The sequence below is a fragment of the Stenotrophomonas sp. Steno-C17 genome, from assembly GCF_056393165.1.
Window position 1 is genome coordinate 62,081 of record NZ_JBWJPD010000003.1, and the last position, 21,303, is coordinate 83,383.

Sequence of the window (21,303 nt, forward strand, 5' to 3'; positions counted from 1 at the left end):
AACGATTCTCATCTTAGTCATTTAAAAACAATGACTTATTGCACTCCAGGGAAAATATTGGGAAACTCCTTTCCTCTATCCAGGGAGTGAGCGAGTGGCCCGTCCCAAAAAAACCGCCCGCACAAAGGGCGTCTACGACCGCGGTTCGGCGTTCCAAGTGAAGATCAAGCGCAAGGATGCAGCGGGCAACCTGCACGCCATCAACCGCACTTTCCCTTACAGCGAAGCGACCCGAGCCAAGGCCCTCGCCCAGGCCGAGGCGTTCGCTTCTGCAGAGCGCGCCGCGCTCCACGAAGAGAAGCAACCCGCCTCCAACCTGATGAGCAGCCAGAGCTTGGGGGTCTGGATCGAGCGCTACATCGCCGAGGTGCTCTCACTCAAAGCCAAGGATGGCAAGAAGAAGTCGGGGGACAACGATGCGCGCCTCTTGCGCCTGCTCGCCAAGCGCTTCCCCGCCACCTTCAGCAAGCCGGTGGACAAGCTCACGCCCCAGGACTTCGCCCTCGCCAACGGCGGCATGGCCCGGTCGTTGGAAGATGACTACTACCTCGCCCCGGCCACCATCACTCGCCAACTCGCCGTTCTCTCCAGCGTCTTCACGGCAGCGATCAAGCGCTGGGGCTTCAAGATGGACAACCCCATCCACGCCACGCTCAAGCCCAAGGTGAGGAACGAGCGCGAGCGGGTGGTCACTGATAAGGAGTGGGCGGACATCCTGACTGCCCTTGCCCCCATGTCCGCGGCCACCCGAGGCGCCATTGCCTTCCTGCGCTGGACCGCGGCCCGCCGCAGCGAAGCCATCAAGCTGCGCTGGGAAGATTTGGACTACAGCAAGCAGCGCCCCGAGGCCACGTTCCGGGACACCAAGAACCCCAAGGGTGGCAAGCCCATCCATCGGACCATCTTCCTCACTCCTGAAGCGGTTGCGGTGCTGGACACCCTGACCAAGGAGCTCCACGCCGCCAAGCTGCGCAAGGATCGCATCCCGCCCTCTCCCCAGAACCCGCCCGCCGTGCGCCCCAGCTCCGGTTTTGTCTTCAGCTTGGACGAGGGCAAGACCTCGATTGCCTCGGACACGCTCACCCAGGCCTGGGGACGCGCCCGCGAACAAGCGGGGGTGACCGACGCCACCCTGCACGACCTGCGCCACACCCGCATCACCGAGCTGGCCAACTTGCTGCCCATGCACCAAGTCATGCAACTCTCGGGGCACAAGACCACTCAGATGCTGACCCGTTACTACAACCCCGACATGCAAGATTTGGGCGAGCTTTTTGAGGTCACGAAAGCAGCGGCTGCAAAAGCCCAGCGGGACTACTTGAAAAAGACGAGGAAGAAAAACGGCAGTTGACTTCACCCTTGTGTGTGCTATGGCTTGCAACGGGGCAGGGTTTCTTACTCCTTTTCCCTGCCCCACTAAGCCCCCGAGCTGCAGGTCTCCTCCCCCGGTCGTTCGGGGGCTTTTTGTTTTAGCCCGCTTGCGCTTTCCCGAAAATCTACTACCCCTGAAAGCATCTATTGATCTTTCTGGGAGGAAAGCATGCAGCCCCGCTTTACCATCGCCGCCGTTCTGGCCTGTCTGGCTTTGGCCGGTTGTTCGACCGTTCAACCCAAACCCAAGCCCAGCAGCCCCTGGGTTTTCCAAACCCCGAAGCCGCACGGCGCCATTTACCGATTCTTCCACCCGAAAAGCGAAAGGGCGTGGAAAGGGGTTTCCCCAGCGCTGCGGGAAAAGGTCGAAGCCGTCCAAGCCCAACTGGCCGCGGAAGGGTTTGATGTGCGGCCCGTGGAAGGCTACCGCTCCCCCGAGCGCCAAGCGGCCCTGCTTGCCTCCGGATCTGGCGTGACCAGCGTTGGGGCGTTCTCCAGCTGCCACAACTTCGGCCTGGCCTTGGATGCCGCCGTGTTCGTCAACGGGGAGCCCAGCTGGAACCTGGACGATGCCCATGTAATGGCCGGCTATCAACGCTTTGGAGAGCTAGCGGAGATCGTGGGGCTGAACTGGGGCGGCCGGTGGACCAGCCCGAGAGACTATCCCCACGTGGAGCTCAAGCAAGAGTGTGGCCAGGCCAAATGGGCCTACCGCCAGGGGCGCAAACCGGGCGCGTTTCCTTCGGTGACCGGGGAGCCCTCTTCGGAAGTGCTGGCCCGGGCGCTGGCGCCGGCTTGGTGCCCTGCGGGAATGGAAACGGCGTGCTTGGCTTGGGGCAATGAAAACCGGATGGCCTGGAACTGGACGCTCCCGGCGCGGGTTTGTTTTGCAACTTTCCCTAACACCTTGAAAAAGATCACCTGATCGACTTGCGGAAATGAAATCGCCTGCTATGGATGAAGTATCAATCCATACTCGGGAGGGTTTCCATGTCTTCGCTTCGCATTTCGATCTTAACGGCTTTGATGGGGGCCTCGTTGTTTGCCTCCCCATCGTTTGCTCAAACCGCCACGGGAACCGGGGCCACGGCTTCGGAACCCAACTCGACGGCGACCGGGGAATACGCCCAAGCCTCAGCCCCGAATGCCACTGCAACGGGGGCCTATGCCAATGCCTCCGGGAACGGGGCCATCGCCACGGGCGTTCAAGCCAACGCCTCCGCAGACAACGCCGTTGCGGTAGGCACGCTGAGCTACGCCGGGGGCGAAGCGGCCATGGCCTTGGGAGCGCAATCTGCGGCTACCGGTGTTAAATCGTTGGCTCAAGGGGTGCAGGCGCAAGCCAGTGGGGATCTTTCCATGTCCTTTGGCTATTTCAGCCGTTCGCGGGGCAATGCATCGATTGCTCAAGGCACCTTGGCAGAGGCAAACGCTGACCATGCCATCGCCATAGGCACCTCTGCCGTTGCCGATGCATTTCAGTCACTTGCGTTAGGCGTTGGGGCTGAAGCACGCGGGCAAGACTGCGTTGCCCTGGGCTCACATAGCCGCTGCTGGGCCAGTGACGAAGTCAGCGTGGGATCCACGTATGAGGACGGGGGCCAGAGCACCCGCCGAATCACGAACGTTCGAGCCGGCACCTCAGACACCGACGTCGCAAACCTCGGACAGGTCCGTCAGGCGGCCCAAGCGCTGGGCGGCGGTGCCACGTTCGTCAACGGCAACTTTGTCGCGCCCATCTATCAGTTCCGCAGCGGTGCCACGCATCAAACCGTGGGAGCCGCATTGGACGATCTGGACGGACGCGTGACTTCGCTTGAGCAAAACCCAGGCAGCGGCTCGGGCACGCCAGGCCCGCGCGGCGCGGATGGGTTGAGCGCTTACGAGGTGGCCTTGGCCAACGGCTTCCAAGGGAATGAACAAGATTGGCTGGCAAGCCTGAAAGGGGAGCCAGGGGTCCAAGGGCCTGCCGGCACCGATGGGGTGGATGGAACCGCCGGGACCGGCGCGGGCTCGACTGTAAAGGCGGGCAAGAACATCGAAGTCACCGAGAGCGCGGATGGCACCCAAACCGTGGCGGTCAGCGACAACGTTCAACTGTCTGACGCGGGCTCGGTCCAGGTCGGCCAGACCACGGTCAACGCCCACGGCGTGACGGTTCAGGGCGGCGCTTCGGTGACGACTGCGGGCGTCAACGCGGGCAACCAGCGCGTAACCAGCGTGGCTCCGGGGCGCATCGAGCGCGGCTCCACGGATGCCGTGAACGGTGGGCAGGTCTACGAAATGCAGCAGGTGTGGGATGACCGTTGGATAGATACGGACCGCCGCCTGCGGCATCAGGATCGCCGCATCAACGGCTTGGGCGCACAACTCGGCGCGATGAGCCAGATGGCCACCGCTGCGGCCCAGAACGGGGGCACGGCCGTTGGCCAAGTGAACCTGAATGTGGGCGTGGGATTCTCGGGGGGCAGTGCCGCAATGGCCGTGGGCTGGGGTGCTCGGGTGTCTGAAAAGGTCAGCGTCTCGGCGGGCCTGTCCTTCGGCTCTGGCAACAAGCCAGTGGCCGGGTTCGGGCTGAGCATCAACTTGGGGCGCTAAACGATTGCGTGGCGGGAAAAGGAGGTGGTCGTATCTCGGCAAGGGCCCTTTGGGGCCCTTGTTCGTGCCATGGCTTGACGAATCGGTTCTTTCTTTTATGAGTATGTAGGTATACCCATCGATGGAGGACCCTTGAACTGGAAACGCAATCAGAAATACCTGCCCCGCCCACGCCATCTCTACGGGTTGTTCTTTGACAACGGGTGCTGCTACGTGGGGCAGACCGTCGATTTAAAGCAACGCGAGCAGCAGCACCGCAGTGCTCGTGGGGGCTGGCAGGGGCGCCGATTTTCGTTCGTCCCGCTGCCGAGCATGACGGGCACCCAGGCCGATGCCGAGGCTCACGAATACGCGTGGCGCTACAAGGCCTTTCAGCATGGCTGGCGGATCTACAGCAAGCCACCGGGCATTCTTATCCGCGCCCCGCGTCGCCGCACCACGGGTTACATGGAGTCCTTGGCTGCGGGGTATGCGTGGCCCGAGGCGGTTCCGCGCCGCTCGGCGGGGGCTCCGTCGTCCCTGGCTTGGGGGTTCTTCAAATGGCTATTCCTCTACCCCTTCCTTTTCGGCGTGGCGGTGATAGTGCTGCAGGCCGTGGTCATGGCCACCCTGTAAAGCAAAGGCCCCGGCGGGAGCCGCGGGCCGCCCTGCCTGCTGCTCACAACGAGAAGCCCTGCCTGTGTGTCGGGGACTGCGCCGGCAGCTTGGGAGAGGCTTGGCGCGCCCGCCGCAACGGCTCCAGCACTTCCAGCAGCCAACGGGCCTTGCGTTCGCCCTCGCTCATGTGCGGTTTTGGGCGTTCCGCGTGCTCCTTCAGCAGCGCGTCGAGCTTGCCTTGGATGCGCGTTCGCTGAGCGGCTGGGCGTTGAGTGGTGGGGCGTGCAGCTGCCCCAGGGGGCTGGACAACCGGCCGTTGCGGATCGTCTTTCAGTCCCGCGTCGAGCACGGTCGCTTTCAGTCGCTCCAAGCCCAAGCGGGTGTTGAGCTGCTCGACGTCATCGTAAGTGCCGTAAAGCCTGTAGTGACCTTTCGTGAGGCGAGTAAAGGCCACCAGCGAACTGGCGTTGTCCATCATCCCCAGGTTCATAAGGTGGAACACTTCGCGCTTGCCCTGCCCTTGGCTCTTGTGGACGGTCACCGCGTAGTCGTGGACCACCGCCTTGTGCTCGTGCGTGTTCCACACCACCTTGCGCCCATTCTCCTTTGGGTTCTCCGAACGCAAGGTGCCGACGATATCGTAGCCGCCCGAGCGCGACGCTTTGATGGATTGGATGGTGGCCTGGGTGCCATTGACCACACCCAAGTCCTTGCTCTTGGCCGTGAACATCACCCGATCTCCCTCCACCAAGGCCAGATCGAACTTTCGTCCATTGACGCGCCCCTCCACCACCACCTCATCCGTGCCGATCTCGCCGCGTTCTTTTAGGCCTTTTCGAATCCCTGCGTTGAGAGCGCCGACCTCGGCCCGGCTGTGGGCCAGCACGAGCTTGTCGTCCAGCGCCGCTGGATTCTTGAAGTAGTCGTTCACCAGGCGCTCGATGCATTTTTCCTGCGAGTGGGCTTCCACGATGGAATCCATCAGGCGCTCCTTCTGCTCGTCGCCCAGCTCCAAGGTTTCGCGCCGGCTGCGGGTGCCCTTTTTCAGATCGACCACTTCACCGTTCTCGTTTTTGGCGTAGAACCCCATCGCCGTCTCGCGGTCCTCCTGCCGCGCCTGTCGGCGAATCTCGGTCAACTTCACATCGCCCACCGCTTGCTTGGTGAGCTGAAAACCTGACCCCGCACCGATGGGCTGCAGTTGCTCGGCGTCGCCTTGAAGGATGACCTTGGATTTCGCTTTCTCTGCGTAGGCCAACAAGGCTCGGGTGTCGCGGGTGTCCACCATGCCGGCTTCGTCAATGACCAGCACGTCGTTGGGCTGGAGTTCGCGCTTGCCTTCGGCCAGGTCGTGAAGCATCTGTGCCATGGAGGTTGAGGGCATCCCTGACTCGGCCTCCAGCTTCTGGGCGGCTTTGTTTGAAACGCACACCCCCAGCAGCACCATCCCCTCAGATTCCAGCGCTTCCTTGTAGAGCTCGGAAATCGTGGTCTTGCCCGTGCCGGCCAATCCGCTCAAGTTTGCCACCCCGCCACTGCCCCGGCAGATGTGGTTCACGGCCACCAACTGCTCTTGCGAGAGCTGGAAGCCCTTGGCTTTCTGGTAGTCCTCAATGACGCGATCCACCGTGGCCTGCGAAGCGTGGTGCTGGGTCTCATTGGATCGACGGTTGGCGATGTCCACCACCGCTTGCTCCGCTTGCAACATCCATGGCGCGCAGAACCGGTCTTCCGTGTGCTTGCGGGCCAGTGTCTGCCCCCGGTCTTCGTCTGCCAAGCGCTCGGCATTGACCAACACCAGCCTGTTGTCTTGCTTGAACTGTTCAATGCGGGCATGGAGTCCGGCAGCGTCCAGCTTGCCGGCGTATTCCATTCCCAGCACCCGCACCAGATCAATGTCGTTGAACACGGCTTCGTTCTCGTGGAGCAGCTCCAGCAGCTCGGCGTCGCTCTTGTGCTCCACCTTGTCCAGGTTCCCCCGCGCTGCTTTCAACGTCTCTGGCGTCAGCTCGAAGCCCTTCAATGCCTCCTGCCAGTGCTCGACAAGCTCCGTGTAAGTGGGTTCATCCTTGCGCTTCCGCGTGGCCTTGTTCGCCTGCTGATTCGTGACCCCATGCTGTTCTGCGTATTCGAGCAGGGCCTGCCGGCGCTTGCTGAAGTGGTCGATGACGTCCTGGTCGATGCCCGCAAGGCGTGCGTAGGATCGGTTGGTCTCTTTTCCGTCGTCGTCCAGTTCCCGGACGTGCTCGACCTGATAGCCCAAGCCCTGAAGGTTCTTGTAAAGCTCCAACTTGTAGATTTCATCCATGGCCCGGGCATGGCGATAGATTTCGACGGCATCGAACGTCGATTCCTTGCCATCGGCACCCAGCGCCACCCCATAAACCAAATGATGGGTGTGCAGATCCATATCGAGGTCACGCCCGGCGAAGTGCTGGTGGCTGGACCACACCAAGCCATCAACGCCGATCACGTCCTTGCCGCCCTTTCCCCGTCGAGTCTCAACCATCTGTTCCAGCCGGTTCATCGCTTCTGCAGAGGCGGCTTGGTGCGCCTTGAGCACGGCATCGCGCCGCTCCGGCGTTTCCATCGCAAAGAGAATCCCAACGTCTTTTGGCGCTGACACCGTAACGTCGTAGCCGACCCGGTGGCCACCGACCACCACAACCTCGGGCTTGCCCTGGCCATCCAAGACCGGATCCCCGTTCTTGTCCACCTTTGGCCGCACCTTGCCTTTCTGGCCTGCGTTCTGGCAAAGCGCCCTCCCTGTCTGGGGGTCGAATCCTTCGGCCAGCTTGCTCATGCTCTCCCGTGTTACCGCCGTGGACAAGAGATTGAGGTGCGCGGCCATCTTGCCGCCCCAGGCCATGGTGTCCTGCGCGTTCCCGTCTTTGTCGAGGTAATACTCGGTGAGCATCAGATACTCGACCACGGCCGCGCCGGACTTGCTGTCCGTGCCTTGAGCGGTCAATGCGGTGACGTTGAACATGGAGTCCTCCAGGAATGGGTATCCCTTCAGATCTACCAAAACCCAGCGACTCCACAACCCCACTACTTGCGGAAGATGGCTTCCAGCTCGTCGTCTGAAACGGCGCGGAGCTTCGGCGGCGTGGCACCGCGTTTTTGCAGCTCCGCGGCGGCCTGGTCTGCGGTCATTTTCAATACCCGCTGGACCTCTGCTGCGCTGTGCGCGTCGCTCGGGGGCATGGGTTTCCGCTCCACCGGGCGAGCGCCCTCCTCTGTCCAACTCGCCCGCTCCTGCCCATCTCGAACCTTGGGATAGCTCACGCCTGGCCAGTTGAGCAGAAGCGGATCCCCGGTGGTCTGGACGATGGCTCGGATGCCCCAGCCCTCGGAGCCATAGGCGCTGCCATTGCGTGGGCCCAAGTCGTCAGTGAGCCGCCCCGGCGGAACAACGGCTTTCGACTCCTCGTGGACGATCGCCTTGTCATCATGCGTGCGCCACGCCACGGTGCGCTTGCCCAGGTTCCGGGAGACTTTTTCCCGGGTCTCGCCGATTTGGAGATGGCAAATAATGTGTGTGCCGACCAACCCTGAAAAGGCTTGCGCGGTCTTGTCCCCATAGACCCTCTCGACCTGTGACCAATCCTGCACGGCCATGCAGGCCACCACGCCTTTTGAGCGTCCCAAGGCCAGCAACGGCTCGATGTTGAGCTTGCCGGCGGAGGTAAGCTCATCGAAGAAGAACCCCAGGAATCGCCCGGTTTCGTCATCTGGCAGCGAGGGGCCGATGATTTCCGGCACCGCGCAGTTGATCATGGCGGAGATGTAGGCCTTGGTTAGCACCTCATCAGGACCTGATTGAACAATGACCTGCTTGCATCCCGTGTAGTCGTCCTTGATCCAGTCCAGCATGGAGAACATCTGCCCAGGCGTGCGCTCGGGCCATGCCAAGGCTAGGCGCTCGATAACCGCGGTGCCGTTGGCGAGCACGGCGATACAGCTGCTGGTGGTGTTCGAATCGGGATTGGAAATGAGAGCGGCGGCTCGGGGGTAGTAGAGCGACAGTGCTTTAGCCATCGGTTCAGCGGGGCGGGCAACCAACGCGGCCAACTCTGCCCACCCCCAGTTCTTGCCCTTCGTGGCCTGGAGTTCGCGCACGCACCCTTCCAGCAAGGCTTGCGCCGCAGACGCCCAGAATGCGCCGCTGCCCTCCTCCGGGGGGATGATGGATTGAGAGAACGCGGCGGCTTGGGTTTGCGTCGCCACGTCACGGCCCACGTCCCAGATCCAGCTTCGCTTGTCGAACGGGCAGACGATGACAGGGGACTTAAAAATGGCCGTCATGTCCCCCTTAATGTCATAAACGAATGCCTTCTTTTCGAGCCGAATCACCTGTTCCAGCAGGTGCTTCAAGATGACTGACTTGCCCATTCCCACGGCTCCATAGATGAACATGTGACGGGCCAGCAGCTTCTTGCTGACGGTCCAGTCGGTGTGCAATGACAAGGCATGCAGCTCGCCCCGCTGCTCCTTCTTCGTCAGCGAGCGTCGGCGGGCCTCGGCCAGGGCTCGTTCCCCCTGCAGCAGTTCAGCGCCGGACACATGCCAGGTATTTGAGCGCGGGATTAACCCCCGACGCGTCACCCAAGCCGACGCCCACCCGGCCAAGCCCGCCGCGACGCCGACCCGTGCCAACGTGCCAAACGTGGCTTGCTCCTTGGCCACCTCCCAGAACGCCGCGGCAGGCTCTCGGAAGGAGATGGTGCCGGTGGCAAGGTTCCCCAGCGCTGCCAGGCTGCCAGTCAGTGCCTGGCTGTAGTTCATGAGGGTGTGACTGCTGGGCACCTGCCAGCCCAACCAGAGCGCGGCTGAATACGTTAGGGCAGCGATGACCGAACCGGAGAGCAACGCCTGGGGCCAATATCGAACTGGGCGGCTCGGCTCGATGCTCGACGGGACCGTCCAGCTCCAGCAGTCATAGACCGTGGACTTGCTCAAGTGCCTTCTCCCGGTGAGCGTCGCCCGGCTTGCGCCCCTCACGATCCAACTGCCCAGGATCCGCGCCTGCAGCCATGAGCTCCAGGCAGCACTGCGCGCGTTTGTGCTGGGCCGCCACATGTAGGGGAGTTTCCCCGCGGGGGTTCCCCAAGGCGGGGTCCGCGCCGGCCTCAATCAACCGACGAACGATGCCGGGGTGGCCGTGGCGCGCGGCGAGGTGTAGCGGCGTCTCGCCGTTGGCGTCGGGCACATTGGGCTCGGCCTGCATGCGCAAACAGGCCTCCACCCCCTTCAGGTTCCCGATCGTGGCGTTCTCGCAAAGCCACGTCTGCCAAGGGGCTCCGTATAGCCCCAAGTGCGGGGCATGCGCATGGGCTGCTGCCAGCACCTGGCTACCATGCATCGTGGTCAGCGCTCCTCCATAGGTTGCCTTGACGTGGTCCGCCGCCAACCGGGCTTGGGCATCGGGGACCTCAAACCGCCGGAGCAGTTGGGCGATGTCCAGAGGCGGCTGAGACGGCACCGGCAGTTCAGGCAGGGCTCGGAGGGCCTGGAGCTGCTTCGCTGCGGAACGGTTCGACTGGACCTGGTCGATGGATTCCCTCAGTTCTCTCAACAGCCCATCCCGCTGCTCGGCCTGGAGCAAGGCGTAAGCGGCGGCCAGGGGCTTGTGGCCCAGCACGCCTGCATGGATGGCTGCGTCGAGCGGGTGAGCGGACAGGTCCGGATCGACCTGAAGAAATGCGGCGTGGCCGCGCTGCCCCAGCTCCACGGAAATGCGGTTGGAGAAACGGCTGGGGGTCATCACCCAGTCAAAGCCCGCGTCGGTCTGGGTGTCCAACCCGAAAACCTGGGCCTCTCGGCAAAACCGCGTGGCCAGGTCCAACACTTCCCGCGCATCGGCGCCCGCGGCGGCCTCGTGATGCTTCCCGTAGAACTGGGCCAGCGTCAGGGGGTGGAGAATGGGATGAAGCAACGGCTCGTGGGGACGATTCAAGAAATCGCCCCCACCTGGGTTGCCTGCTGGGTTGTCATGTTGGGGTTCCATCCCCTTTGCATACCGTCTTTTTCGGTTTTGGCAATCAGCAAGCGATCTTGATGATGAAAGCCGCGCCAACCAAAACCCCGGTTTGTAAGAAAAGCGAGACGGTGTGCAGATCCATCTGCTCCAAATCCTCCCTCAACCAGGCCATCATGCCAGCAACCCTGCCACGTTGGCGGCCACGTAGCTCACCACCGAAAACGAAAGCAAGGTGATCAGCAGGTTCCCCACGTTGTCCACGGCGAACTCGTAAGCATCGGCAAAAATATACATAGGGGCCTCCCCCGGTTGTGTTTGACTGATTACAGTCAACCACATCCCATAAAACTGGCAACCCTAAAAATCTCGATTGATCGACACTTTTAATGTTTAGTCAAACATTTTTTCTCTCTTCCCCAGATGATCAACCCCCACTCCGCTTTTGACGTTTGCTTTTATGGGTAGATCGATCCACTCACAAACAAGGGAACGTGCCTAACAAAAAGGGCCCCGAAGGGCCTTGTGTGGTGTGTTTACTGGCGGAACACATTGGGTTGGCGCTCGCGATCTTGCTTCTGCCAATCGAACTCTTCCTCATAGAGGCGCATCTTCTTCTGCTCGGCCAAGGCCGTTGCGGCAAAGGTGGCTCCACCCCACTTGCCCGCGCCGTATTTCGGAAAGTCCACCTGCACGTCTTCGCTACGCTGGCGCTGCTTGCGCCACTCGTCCAGGCGCATCATGGGAATCTCCACCTGTCCCGCGCGTTGCTGCTCTTCCTTGGCGCGCTCAGAGGGCATCTGGCTCACTCCCTGGCGCTGCTCGATGGTCTTCACCAGCTCCTCTTGCTTGCTCGCCATCCGCTCTTGATGCTTCGCAATCTCCGCCGGATCCGACTTCCGAAGCCACGTTCGAATGTCTTTGCGGGTCTCTTTGAGACCAGCCTCCAGCTCCGCCATTTGCTTGTCATACGCCGCCCGCTGCTTGATCAGGAAGAGATTGGGTCGCCCTCTCACCTCCATTTCATGGCGCTGATTGGCCAAGTCCGCTGCTCGCTCCTCCAGCGCCACCAGCCGCTCCGGGTCCAAACGTCGCTCCATGGAGCGCTGCATGCGCTCCACTTCGGATTTTTGCTCTTGGGCCTTCCGGTCCAACTCCGTCCATTTTTCTGCGACGGGCTCCTTGCTCGATGCCATATGAGCGCGAAACTGTTGATCTTTCTCGTGATGATTGTTCATTGGATTGTTCATTGCTTGGTCTCCTGCTGTGGGGATTGAAGGTCTTTGGAGCGCGCCTCGCGCTCCTTCTTGATGGCCGCAACCACCTCCTCGACTTGGCTAAGTGGAAGGAAGGGGGTGTTGCACACGTCGGCGCGACGAACGCCAGCCCGGTTGAACCAAAGAATGGCTCGCCCCTGCTGGTTCAGCAGGCCGGTGAACTCGGCTTGCGAAAACAACGGTTGGGCCTCGCGGTGACCGGACGCCGGCACCTCAATGTCCTTCACGGCGTTAACCCCCGTGAGCTTCTGGCCGGTCCAACGCATCTTGGTGACGGGGTCGATATGGGTCGCCACCAAGCGCCCAGCACCCGCCCTGCGCAGTTGCTTCATGCCAGCCGCCATGGGGTGATTCGGGTCGAACAACGAGTTGTCCAGCGCCATCTCGATCCCACCGGAGTAGTCCAAGCCAACGGCCTTCTGCTTGAAGGAAGTCATTTCTTCAACGCCATAGCGGCTGGCCGCATAGTCGTAGCTCTTCGGGGTGGTGCGCTGAAGAACGAGGTTCTGGAAGCTGCCCAAGAACTGATCAGCCGCATCGCCAGGCAGCTTCACCCGAATGCCGTCCACGTTCTGAGTGGCATAGATGCAGCCCATCTTCGTTGAGCGGCAGATCGGCAGGATGATCTGGTCCTCGCGCCCAATGAGGTTCTGGCACTCGTCTTTGATCAAGATCACCGGCAGCTCGCCGCGCCCGCGCCATTCTTCTTCACTGACTTCGTTCCGCAGCTTGATGCCGTTGTTCAGACGCTGGCAGATGAGGTTCTGAACCAACACGCCGGCAGTGCCGTGGCGCGTGTCGGGCAGGTTCACGCCCATGGAGGTGCCCTTGAGCATCTGGCCCACGTCCACTTCGCCTCGCTCAATGCTGTGCCAGGGCACGCCGTTCTCGTCCACCAAATACTTGCCGCGCATCAGAGGATTGATCCGACGGTCCACGTTGGCCATGAAACTGCCGCGGGTTTCTGCCGGGTAGGTCGGCCACTTCTTGAGCACGAACTCAAACGACATCTGAAGCAATGAGCCGCCGACGAGAAGGTCCGGGTGAATGGTCTTTTGAGCCGTTTCCAGCCGAAGGTCCCAGTCCTTCTTGCGGGCCGCAAAGTCCTCATCGCTTCCCAGATGCATGGGTTGCACGCCGAGGAAGTTGGCCGCCGCCAACAAGCTTTCACCGGGCAAGCTGCTGGTCTGCGTGGTGCGAATGTCGTTGATGGCGATGAGAACCTTGTTCAGGCGCTCCAGCGTCCACTGTCACTCGCGCTCCTTGGAAAGCTCTTGCTGGCGAATGGCCATTTTTGCTTCCAGGTCGGCGATCACCAGATCGATATCAGCACCATCCCCGCCATTGGCCACCTCAGCATCTTGCTTCTGAAGCAATCCTTCGATCTCAAGCTCCAGGCCAAGTTTCTCTGCGGCATCCAACGCCCGCATCTTGTTCTCATGGTTGTGGAGCGCTTCCAGGATGACGGTCGCGTGGTCGATGATGTCCGCGGACATCCCCTTCCAAATATCCGTCTCGTCGTCTTCCATGCGAGTGTTGGTCAGCGCAGCCTTCACGCCTTGGGCATCCAGGCCTTCAATCATGCCCAAGTGAACGCCGGTCTCCACCACGTAATCCAACATGCCGCGAACCTCGCCAGCGAGCGCGCCCTTGCCGCAGAACACCGCGAATGCGCAGGGGTAGCCCGACTTCATGATTTCGGCCATCAGCCACCGAATGTAGGACGATTTCCCCATGCCGCTTTCGGCCAAAATCATGGCGTGCATGAACAGGTCATCGACGCTGATGCCTGCCGGGGAACCGGCGTCGTAGCAGAACTTCGCCCCTTTCTTCTTCAGGTGGCCCGTCGCCGTGCCCCAGGCAATGAATGGGGTTTTGTCAGCCAAGGCTTTCCGAACTTGGTTTTCCAAGGCTTCGGCCGTCGCCCGCTCCATCAACCCTTGCTTGCCAAGGTTGAACCGGGAGCTTTGGGACTGAAGCGCCAACGTGCGCTCTTTGTAGTCCCGCGAGTAGTAGACAAACCCGTATGCACCGGCCATCACGAACCAGGCGAAGCCGCCGATCACCGGAGGGAAGAGCGTCGAGATCAGCAGCGCAACCATGCCAACACTGCTCCAAACGACAAAGGCCTTCAGACGTGCCAGCCTTCCGCCCCACGCTTCCTGATCTTGCTCCACCGGAGCAATCAGGCAGTAGAGGAACCCGGCCACGAGATAAAGGGTCAGTGCCGTCATGGCACCGTTCAACACGGTGTCGCTGGTCCAAGCTGCCGTCCCCAGGCCTTTGATGAGCACCAACGGCAATGCAAAGGTCAGGAAGAACGCCCGCAGCGCATCCGCGGTCCCCTCGCTTCTCTGAATGGCCCTCACGTAGGGGACGACGACCGGAAGCAGCAACCACCCCAAGATACCGACGTAAGGGATGGCGGTGAGAGCTGAGATCAGCGCACCGAGGATGGGAAGCGCCGCATACATCAAGAAGAGCGCCGTGCTATCTCCCCCTTGGAACTTGTCCCTGGGCAGCACTCGGCTCTCGATCAGTCGACCGTCTTTTGTCAGCTCCGCGCGGCCCTCCTGATTCTGCAGATCCAATGGAGCCGAAGGCCAGAAGACAGAGAACTTCTCGTCCTTCTCGTCCATCGACTCCGGAACCACGTAGCAGCCGCTTACGGCGTCGTATTCTGCTCCCAAATCCGTGGCGTTTTTCTCACGACCTTTTGGAACCACCAGCCGGCGGCTAGAGACACGATTGTGCGCGTTGACCAGGCCTTGGACGTTCTTGTAGTTGGCCGAGGATTTTTGACGCATGGCATCAACGATCCCTTGAGGCGCTCCGCGCAGCAGGATCCGATGCTTGAGCTGGTTGGCAAGATCCAACAGGCTGTAAAGATTCAATCTCATTTCAGTTCCTCCTGGCCCAACTCATTCCAAATCGTGCGGCACCGCACAATCGCATTGTTGGAATAGTCGTTCCTTTTCCATTTGTCCTCGCACTCAGCGCGAAGCGCGGCAAGTTCCTCCGCAGTGGCCTCCTTCTTAGAAGGTAACGCAGCCTTTTGAGCAGGTGCCGTGCTCGCTTTTGGCTCGGCGGACGCCGCCGCCCTTTTGGGGCGGGTTTCTTGTCCACTCAAGCGATCCAGAGCGCCGGCAACCAACTGAACTGCCATCCCCACCGGCGATTCAGCCCAGTTGGAGAACGGCACCGCGATCAGGGCGCAACCAAAGCTGACGGCCACTACGGCCAAAAAGGTTGCCTTCGGGATTTCGGCCTTACTGGCCTGCCGGGCTTCCTCTGCGTGCTGCTGCCCAAGGGACCACGCTTTCAGATTGTGCTGCTGCAACTCAATCGGACGATCCTCGGCCAGATCGTAGTAACTGTCTTTGACGGCCTGCGGGACATTTTTTAAACCCAGATCATCAGGACGCCCCAAGAACGTCTCGCCATGCCACCGCATGAAGCGAGAGGTGAATGAAACCCCGGCGCCGCGATACGGCAAGAAGAACCAACCCAACATAAAACCTCCCTTGAATGTAACTACCATTTACTTGTAACCGACCATCTTGTTTGCGCAAGGGGGTTAGTTGATTCCAGCCTTCTTTGCCCAGGCGTCCATGTCGCTTTCTGCCTTTTCCTGCCACTTCGTTTCTTCCCGGGGCTTTTCAGCCGCTGGTTTATTAGCTGCGGGCGTTGCTCCTACGCCTGCCGAAGACGTCGTTTTGACAACCACTGCCCTCGGCCTCTTCACTTCCTCAGGAGCGCGTTTGTCGCCTTTCTTCACCGGTTGAGCCTCGGCCCGTGCTGCCGCCCTGGGCGCTTCTGCGAGAGCAGGCACGGCGCCCTTCTCAACCGGCAACGCGGGTGGCGCTTCGACTGCAACCGGCGCTTGCTCGGGTTCAGGAGCCGAAACAGGGGGCGCTTGCTTAACCTCAGGGACCGGCACTGCCGGCCTTGAAACAGGCGCAGCCACCGCAGACGCAGGAGCCGCAGTGGGAGCGGGTTCGTTTTTCCCGGTGTCGCGAGTGACCCACCAAGCAATCCCCCCACCCAGCACCAGGCAGGCGACGCCGGCCACAACGACGATTGACCAACCCTTCTTGCGGCTGATCGTTGTTGAGGTCGAGCCAGCAGGGGCGGCATGCGCTGGCGAGGGCTCCGGTTGAACCGCTGCCGCGTCCGCGACATGAGGCGCGGGCGTGGACGGGGGCAACGCCTCATCGTCTTCTGTTGCCTCCGAAGCAACGGAAAGGTCCGCCGGCTTCACTGCCTCCTCTTCCGCAAGCACGTCCGGCGTTTTCGGTTCTACGGCTTCTGGTTCGACAACGACCACCGGAACCAGCGGCTCGTAGGCCCGGCTGGGCCCGTCCGGTGCAACCGTTGTGGATTCCGAAACCGGCTCGGGGGCGAACACGTCCATCGGCTGCGCACGGGCGGATGGCTCCGCAGCTTCCTCCCGCTCGGCTTGTTCTTGCTCTTGCTGTTGCTGCGCCTGCTTGGCTGCCGCGGCTTCCTTGCGTGCCTTGGCTTCTTCTGCTCTACGTGCCAAGGCCTCTTGGGTTTCCTTGGTCTTCTCGACAGCCTTCTCCGTCAGCTTCTTGGTCTTGCGCCCGAGGGCACGGCCCCAATGCTTGGCAGCGTTCAACACCTCGCTACCGCCGCTTGGCGTTGTGGGCGGAGTGGTGGTGGCGGGCGAGGGCGCGGTGTCGTCATCAAAAAGCTCGGCCAACTCCTGGAGACGGCGAAGCTCTTCGGGGCTTTGTGGGGTGTTGCTCATCGGGTCCTCCAGGCGTTTAAAGAAAAGATTTGAGCCAGGGGGCTTTCGCCCCCCAGCTCTCGGTTGGCTTAGCGAACGTCAGGGATTGGCGTCACACGAATGAGGAAGGGCTCGTTATCCTCCCCGCATGCCACAACCGAGCGATGAGCAGTCAGCGCCCCACGGCGATACAGCTCCTCCACCGGGGTCGGGCACACCGCGAGGTCCCCGCCCTCAAAGCGGATCGTCAACTGGTTCTTCGAGGCCTTTAGCAACCCGGCGAGCTTGTCCAGAGTGGCAGCGGTCTTTTGGCTCACCGGTTGCATGTCCCGGGGGTTGTAGCGAATCGTCAAAGCGTCCAATGCCTCGACCTGGCCGTCCGCGCTCTGCACTTCCTTAGTGCTGATTTGCGCGTCCAAGCCTGCGGCTTTCGCAGCGTCAGCAACTTCTTTCGCTTCGTTGAGTTGGGCCCGAAATGACGCAACGCCTCCGACCACGCCCCCAGCCAGGCAAGCGGCAGCTGCCTGCTTCTTGTTACCGGTGATGAGGGCCAGGCCACCGCCGGCCAGGCAGCCAATGCCGCCGGCCTTGAAGATGCGCAGCTTGTCGGTCTTCTTCTGGGGTTCGGGCTGGGTGGCGTCCTGGGCAAACGAAAGCCCGGGGGCCAGCAATGCGGCAATGGAGAGAGTGAGGATGAAACGCTTCATGGGTATGCCTCCTTATGAGGTAGTGGGAAAAGGGTTAGGAGCGGTTGGCGTGACGCCGCCAATCCGCACTGGTGTCTGAAGGGGTGGGTTGGGTCGTGGAGCGGGCTGGTGCCTTCTTCGGCGCTGCCTTTCCCGGAACCTCGGCGTCGGGGTCTTGCTGGGCCAGGAACTGGGAAAACGCTTGAAGGGTTTTCACCACCAGCTCCTCGGTTGCCTGGAGCGCCGCGCTCTGCTCGGCTCGCAGGTCCGCCATCAGGCTTTCTAGGGCCATGGCATTCCGGGTTTCGGATTCGCGGACCGTGGCTCGGATGTCGCCCAACGCATCGGACGCCTCCAGCCCCTGAACCACGCCCCGGTTCTTTTCCAAGACCGCCAGGCGCAAATACTTGTTCAAGGAAACGCCTTGCTCTTTCGCGCAATACCGCGCGCTCTCCAACTCATCGGGAGCGATGCTGAAAGATTTGGTTAGAAGCGACGGACGACCCACTTAACCCCCTGCAAAGAAAAATCCATACCCATGGATTAGCAGGAGTTTTTGGAAGCGCAAGTGGGCTAAGCCGATTTTCTTCTGTTTTGCTGGGGTGCCGGCCATTTTTCAGCCGAACGGTTGGCCAAGTTGTTAGCCAAGACTGAAAACAAGGCGCAGCAAGGCCTGGGCGGGTGGAAACGCGCAGCGTTTCTAGCCAAGCCGGAACCCATCGGAGGTGCGACTTGTGTATGGCCTACTCCCTTCACCCTTCGGAAAACCTTGAACGGTGAATGGGCAGCCAACCTCTTTCCCCGCAGTCCCCCCCCAGTTTTCGCTCCACCGATCTTGCGCTTCCGCTTTTCCCCGGTAGAAGTTTAGGAAAGCCCCAATCCTCAACGAACCCGGAGACCCCTATGCCCCTCGCCCCCGCCACGCCCAGCCGCTCAAAAAAGTTTTTGCCAGCCCCCGCAGCCTCCCTCCCCACCCAGCCAGCTCCCCACGTCCCCACCGACTCCGCCCCCCCTGCCTCAAAAATCCGGGACCTCCGTTTTCCCCACTTCCGCACCCTGCCCCAGTTCGTTTTAGTCAAGCGGAGGCCAGCATGGGATCCCGTGAGTGGCTGGGTTCAGTCACGCTGCCGGGGTATTCGGAAAGCCCTGTCTCCATCCGTTTTAGTCAACTCTGCTTGGGGGTTTGGATGGCCGAGTGCGGGGGTTCTCGCGCTCGGTTCGCATACCCTGGAAACACTGACCCCATCCGTTTTAGTCAAGCGGTCTGACCTTGCTCTCGTTCGCTGTCCCCCGGCCTTCGATCAGCGGCTGGGGGTCCAGTGCTGGGCTGGGAATAGATCGGGCAAGCAGGTTATGGGTTTTGGATCGGCGGTAGCTGGGGAGGTTCGACAGGCTCGGCATAGCGTTTTAGTCAAATCTTTTTCAGGCTCCTGCAACGCCCCACTGCCCCCGTTCCGCGATCCGGTTGCTGGGCCTGCGTTGAACGACTGGGGGGTGTTCCGTGCTTGAGCTGACCCCCTTCTTGGATGCCATTGCCCGAGCCGATGCCCCGCTGGAAGGCAAGGCCAACGGCTGGCAACGCAAAGCTGTTTTGGCCGAGTTCGGCAACGCCTGCGCCTTCTGCTCCACTCCGCTGGACCTGGCCTCTCCCAAGTCCTGGACGGCTACGCCACTGGTGCCCGCTCAACTGGGCGGCCCCGCTGGCGTGGTGGAAAACTGGGTGCCTGCCTGCCGTCCCTGCGCTGCTGCCAAGGGCCTGCGCGATGTCGTGAGCTGGTCGGACTGGCAAGCGTCGGCGGACCCTGACCGGGTGGCCTTGCTGCTGGAGCGTCGGCGCTCTGCGTTGCTGTATGCAGAGAACCACTTCACCCCGTTGAGCCCTCACTCCAAGCGTGAGCGCGTGATGGCCCACCTAGGCTCTCGTTTCGACAAGCCCCGCTTCCGGGTCTATGCCTGGTCGGGTGAGGTGGATAGGGAACGGGTGTGCCTGGTGGGCTGGAGCACCCGACACGGGGATCCGTTCGCCGTTGGTGAGGCCCTGCTGGCGTTACGACTAAGGGACGGGGGCGAGGTGCTGTCAGAGGGCCAGACGACCCTTCTGCGGCTTCCGGTGGACGCGTTCCTGGGGGCCGTGTGGGCGCTCATTGAGGCCCATGGGATCGTCGTGCCGCTTGAGGTGCCGGGCGATGGCCAGGTGGACGATGACGACTGGCGGGAGTGCTGGCGCCACCGTGTGATGGACCCGGTGAGCAACCACAAGCGCGTCCCGATGACCGGCGGTCCGGCCCTGCCTCATGCCCCCCGCGTGCTGTCCACGAACCCGGATTCGGTTCGCCGGCTGGCCCAGCTGCAGGCCGCCAAGCGTGCTGACCGGGTGGAGGAAGCCGAGCTGATGTATCGGGAAGCGATGGCTAGGAAGAGCAAATACCTGGAGCGGGTGAAGCGCGGGTTGGAGGCTCCGATGCCGCTGGACGAATACCGGGCGTGGGGGGATGAGGTGAGGCAGTTAGGAGTGGACTGGGCGCGCCTGGAGAACGAGAGCTTGACGCGGGGCGCGTAACGCGCCACAAATAACTACCACCACAAGGCAAGGGATTGCAGATGCAGTTAGAAAAACTTATTCACCTCAGCAAGTTTGAGCTTTCTTTGATGTATGTCAGAGAGATGAGCGAGCACGTCGATGTCGCTCCACTGCTGGCGAAGCCAAACTGGGCTCGCGCCGTATCAGATCCCGCTTCCGTTGCTACGATGGAGTGGAAAGATTTCAACCGCCTACGCAACGGTGCCTACCGAGTCATCTCGAAGCATCTGAAAGAGGCTTCTGAAATCGGCGACAAGATCCGAGACCTAGTCTGCAATCGACTAAAAATCTGCAACAAACTGGGCTTACCTGTCATCGTCTTGGCCAGAGAGGTCGCAGATGCGCTCAAAGATGCCTTTGGAGAAGCAACCGCAAACATCATCACTGCCTTGCTTATTTCCCACGTATCCCTAAGCCTTTTCTGCAAATGTCATTCGAAAGGACACTCCTAGACTGTTATTTGCGCATGATCGTCAAGAACCACCCTGCATAGGGCGTGTTCTTCACCAAGCACCTGTTCCAATCCCCCTCCCCATCGGTCCACCACACCGGGCCACGTTCGCCCAAGCCCGTTTTCGCGCTGTCCACGGCGCGCCGGGCGGCGGCGAGTGCTTCCCCATCCTGATTGGCTTTTGCTGACTTCACGGCACGCCGGGCGTCCATCAGCTCGTGGACCAGTCGCTCCCTCTGCGGCTCGCTTAGGCCCGGGTTGGTGGTTCGCCAGAGGCGCCCGCGGACGATGAGGTAACGGCCGTCTGGTGTGATGAGGGGAGGCATGCTGGGAGGGTATGGGGTGAGCGGTGACGGGGGAGCAGACAAAAGAAAGGCGGCACCCTGGCCGCTCTTGCTTCTATGCCTCCCTAGCCCCCGCCCAACAAAAAGCCCCGGCTTACCGGGGCTCTTCTTAAGCTTCGTGGGCTTGGCTTCGTAGTGTGCCGTCAAAAGCGCACCGGCTGGCGGGCTGCGGAGCTGGCGGCAGGCAAAGCGATATCGAGGCCAATAGCGCGAGTCATTGGCTTGAACGATTCCACCGGATCTTCTTCTTCGTCCTCTGTCGCGAAGAGCACGTTGCCCTTCAGATTGTCACCGACCTCTTCACGCAGAGCAGCCAAGGTTTGGCCGAAGCGGGAGCGAGGTCCCTGATTCCTGGCGTCCACCCTCCAGCGCTCGATCACTTCGAAGCTCTTTTCGTGGCGATGGCCGTTCTTATTCAACTCTTCCATCACTTGATCGAATGAAGTCAAGTCAAAACGAATCGCAGAAAGCATAACAGGATGCCCATACTTCCCACCGCTGGAAGCAGCTTGGGTGATAGCGATAACTTGGCTTCCGTCGGTCGCAAGAGTGTGAATCTTCATAAATATCCTTGTTTGTTTTCAGGTTAGCGGTATTGCCTCCCTACAAATCCAGGTTACGACAGAGCATAAAAATGTAAACCCGAAAGCAACACATTTATTTGACTA

At 61.3% G+C, this 21,303-nt stretch carries 19 protein-coding genes; 6 read left to right on the forward strand and 13 right to left on the reverse strand.

Annotation, left to right across the window (positions count from 1 at the left end; translation table 11 throughout):
- The first annotated feature begins 94 nt into the window (after positions 1-94).
- The 4 genes from AC06FA_RS03555 to AC06FA_RS03570 all read left to right on the forward strand — a co-directional run bounded on the left by AC06FA_RS03555 (position 95) and on the right by AC06FA_RS03570 (position 4,584).
- On the forward strand, positions 95-1,351 hold the full coding sequence (locus tag AC06FA_RS03555) for a tyrosine-type recombinase/integrase (RefSeq protein WP_478067159.1): 1,257 nt from the start codon (positions 95-97) through the stop codon (positions 1,349-1,351).
- Positions 1,352-1,540: 189 nt separating this feature from the next.
- A complete protein-coding gene (locus AC06FA_RS03560; RefSeq protein ID WP_197581686.1) occupies positions 1,541-2,296 on the forward strand; it encodes a M15 family metallopeptidase in 756 nt (251 codons plus the stop codon).
- 65 nt (positions 2,297-2,361) lie between these two features.
- The gene (locus AC06FA_RS03565) at positions 2,362-3,969 is read left to right on the forward strand and encodes a YadA-like family protein (RefSeq protein ID WP_197581684.1); all 1,608 of its coding nucleotides are present in this window, start codon (positions 2,362-2,364) and stop codon (positions 3,967-3,969) included.
- Positions 3,970-4,101: 132 nt separating this feature from the next.
- Positions 4,102-4,584 carry a GIY-YIG nuclease family protein gene (locus AC06FA_RS03570; protein ID WP_478067160.1) on the forward strand — a complete coding sequence of 161 codons (483 nt, stop codon included), beginning with the start codon at positions 4,102-4,104 and terminating at the stop codon, positions 4,582-4,584.
- 43 nt (positions 4,585-4,627) lie between these two features.
- Here AC06FA_RS03570 and mobF read toward each other — a convergent pair whose 3' ends face one another.
- The 11 genes from mobF to AC06FA_RS03625 form a co-directional block, all read right to left on the reverse strand.
- Positions 4,628-7,555 carry a MobF family relaxase gene (gene mobF, locus AC06FA_RS03575; RefSeq protein ID WP_478067161.1) on the reverse strand — a complete coding sequence of 976 codons (2,928 nt, stop codon included), beginning with the start codon at positions 7,553-7,555 and terminating at the stop codon, positions 4,628-4,630.
- A gap of 62 nt (positions 7,556-7,617) precedes the next feature.
- Positions 7,618-9,528, reverse strand: a complete 1,911-nt coding sequence (locus AC06FA_RS03580) for a helicase HerA-like domain-containing protein (RefSeq protein WP_478067162.1) — start codon at positions 9,526-9,528, stop codon at positions 7,618-7,620.
- Positions 9,506-10,525, reverse strand: a complete 1,020-nt coding sequence (locus tag AC06FA_RS03585; protein ID WP_478067163.1) for an ankyrin repeat domain-containing protein — start codon at positions 10,523-10,525, stop codon at positions 9,506-9,508. Before AC06FA_RS03585 ends, AC06FA_RS03580 begins: the two co-directional genes overlap by 23 nt.
- A gap of 195 nt (positions 10,526-10,720) precedes the next feature.
- Positions 10,721-10,843: a hypothetical protein gene (locus AC06FA_RS03590; RefSeq protein WP_255313069.1), complete on the reverse strand. Its 123-nt coding sequence runs from the start codon at positions 10,841-10,843 to the stop codon at positions 10,721-10,723.
- 239 nt (positions 10,844-11,082) lie between these two features.
- Positions 11,083-11,796: a hypothetical protein gene (locus tag AC06FA_RS03595; RefSeq protein WP_478067164.1), complete on the reverse strand. Its 714-nt coding sequence runs from the start codon at positions 11,794-11,796 to the stop codon at positions 11,083-11,085.
- Positions 11,793-12,983 (reverse strand): hypothetical protein, encoded by a 1,191-nt coding sequence (locus AC06FA_RS03600; protein WP_478067165.1) that lies wholly within the window; start codon positions 12,981-12,983, stop codon positions 11,793-11,795. Before AC06FA_RS03600 ends, AC06FA_RS03595 begins: the two co-directional genes overlap by 4 nt.
- A 90-nt stretch (positions 12,984-13,073) precedes the next feature.
- Positions 13,074-14,723 (reverse strand): hypothetical protein, encoded by a 1,650-nt coding sequence (locus AC06FA_RS03605; RefSeq protein WP_478067166.1) that lies wholly within the window; start codon positions 14,721-14,723, stop codon positions 13,074-13,076.
- The gene (locus AC06FA_RS03610; RefSeq protein ID WP_478067167.1) at positions 14,720-15,337 is read right to left on the reverse strand and encodes a hypothetical protein; all 618 of its coding nucleotides are present in this window, start codon (positions 15,335-15,337) and stop codon (positions 14,720-14,722) included. Before AC06FA_RS03610 ends, AC06FA_RS03605 begins: the two co-directional genes overlap by 4 nt.
- Before the next feature lie 63 nt (positions 15,338-15,400).
- Entirely contained in the window at positions 15,401-16,594 is a 1,194-nt protein-coding gene (locus tag AC06FA_RS03615; protein ID WP_478067168.1) for a hypothetical protein, read from the reverse strand.
- A gap of 68 nt (positions 16,595-16,662) precedes the next feature.
- Positions 16,663-17,280 carry a hypothetical protein gene (locus tag AC06FA_RS03620; RefSeq protein ID WP_478067169.1) on the reverse strand — a complete coding sequence of 206 codons (618 nt, stop codon included), beginning with the start codon at positions 17,278-17,280 and terminating at the stop codon, positions 16,663-16,665.
- Between the two features lie 34 nt (positions 17,281-17,314).
- Positions 17,315-17,674 (reverse strand): hypothetical protein, encoded by a 360-nt coding sequence (locus AC06FA_RS03625; protein WP_478067170.1) that lies wholly within the window; start codon positions 17,672-17,674, stop codon positions 17,315-17,317.
- 1,086 nt (positions 17,675-18,760) lie between these two features.
- Here AC06FA_RS03625 and AC06FA_RS03630 point away from each other — a divergent pair.
- Both AC06FA_RS03630 and AC06FA_RS03635 read left to right on the forward strand, forming a co-directional pair.
- On the forward strand, positions 18,761-19,819 hold the full coding sequence (locus AC06FA_RS03630; RefSeq protein WP_414606808.1) for a hypothetical protein: 1,059 nt from the start codon (positions 18,761-18,763) through the stop codon (positions 19,817-19,819).
- A 41-nt stretch (positions 19,820-19,860) separates the two neighbouring features.
- Positions 19,861-20,292, forward strand: a complete 432-nt coding sequence (locus AC06FA_RS03635; protein WP_180862704.1) for a hypothetical protein — start codon at positions 19,861-19,863, stop codon at positions 20,290-20,292.
- A gap of 4 nt (positions 20,293-20,296) precedes the next feature.
- On the opposite strand, the gene AC06FA_RS03640 is transcribed toward AC06FA_RS03635, so the two are convergent.
- Positions 20,297-20,617, reverse strand: coding sequence for a hypothetical protein (locus tag AC06FA_RS03640; RefSeq protein ID WP_180862703.1), 321 nt, complete (start codon positions 20,615-20,617; stop codon positions 20,297-20,299).
- 161 nt (positions 20,618-20,778) lie between these two features.
- Positions 20,779-21,198, reverse strand: a complete 420-nt coding sequence (locus AC06FA_RS03645; RefSeq protein ID WP_049452734.1) for a hypothetical protein — start codon at positions 21,196-21,198, stop codon at positions 20,779-20,781.
- Between the last annotated feature and the right edge of the window lie 105 nt (positions 21,199-21,303).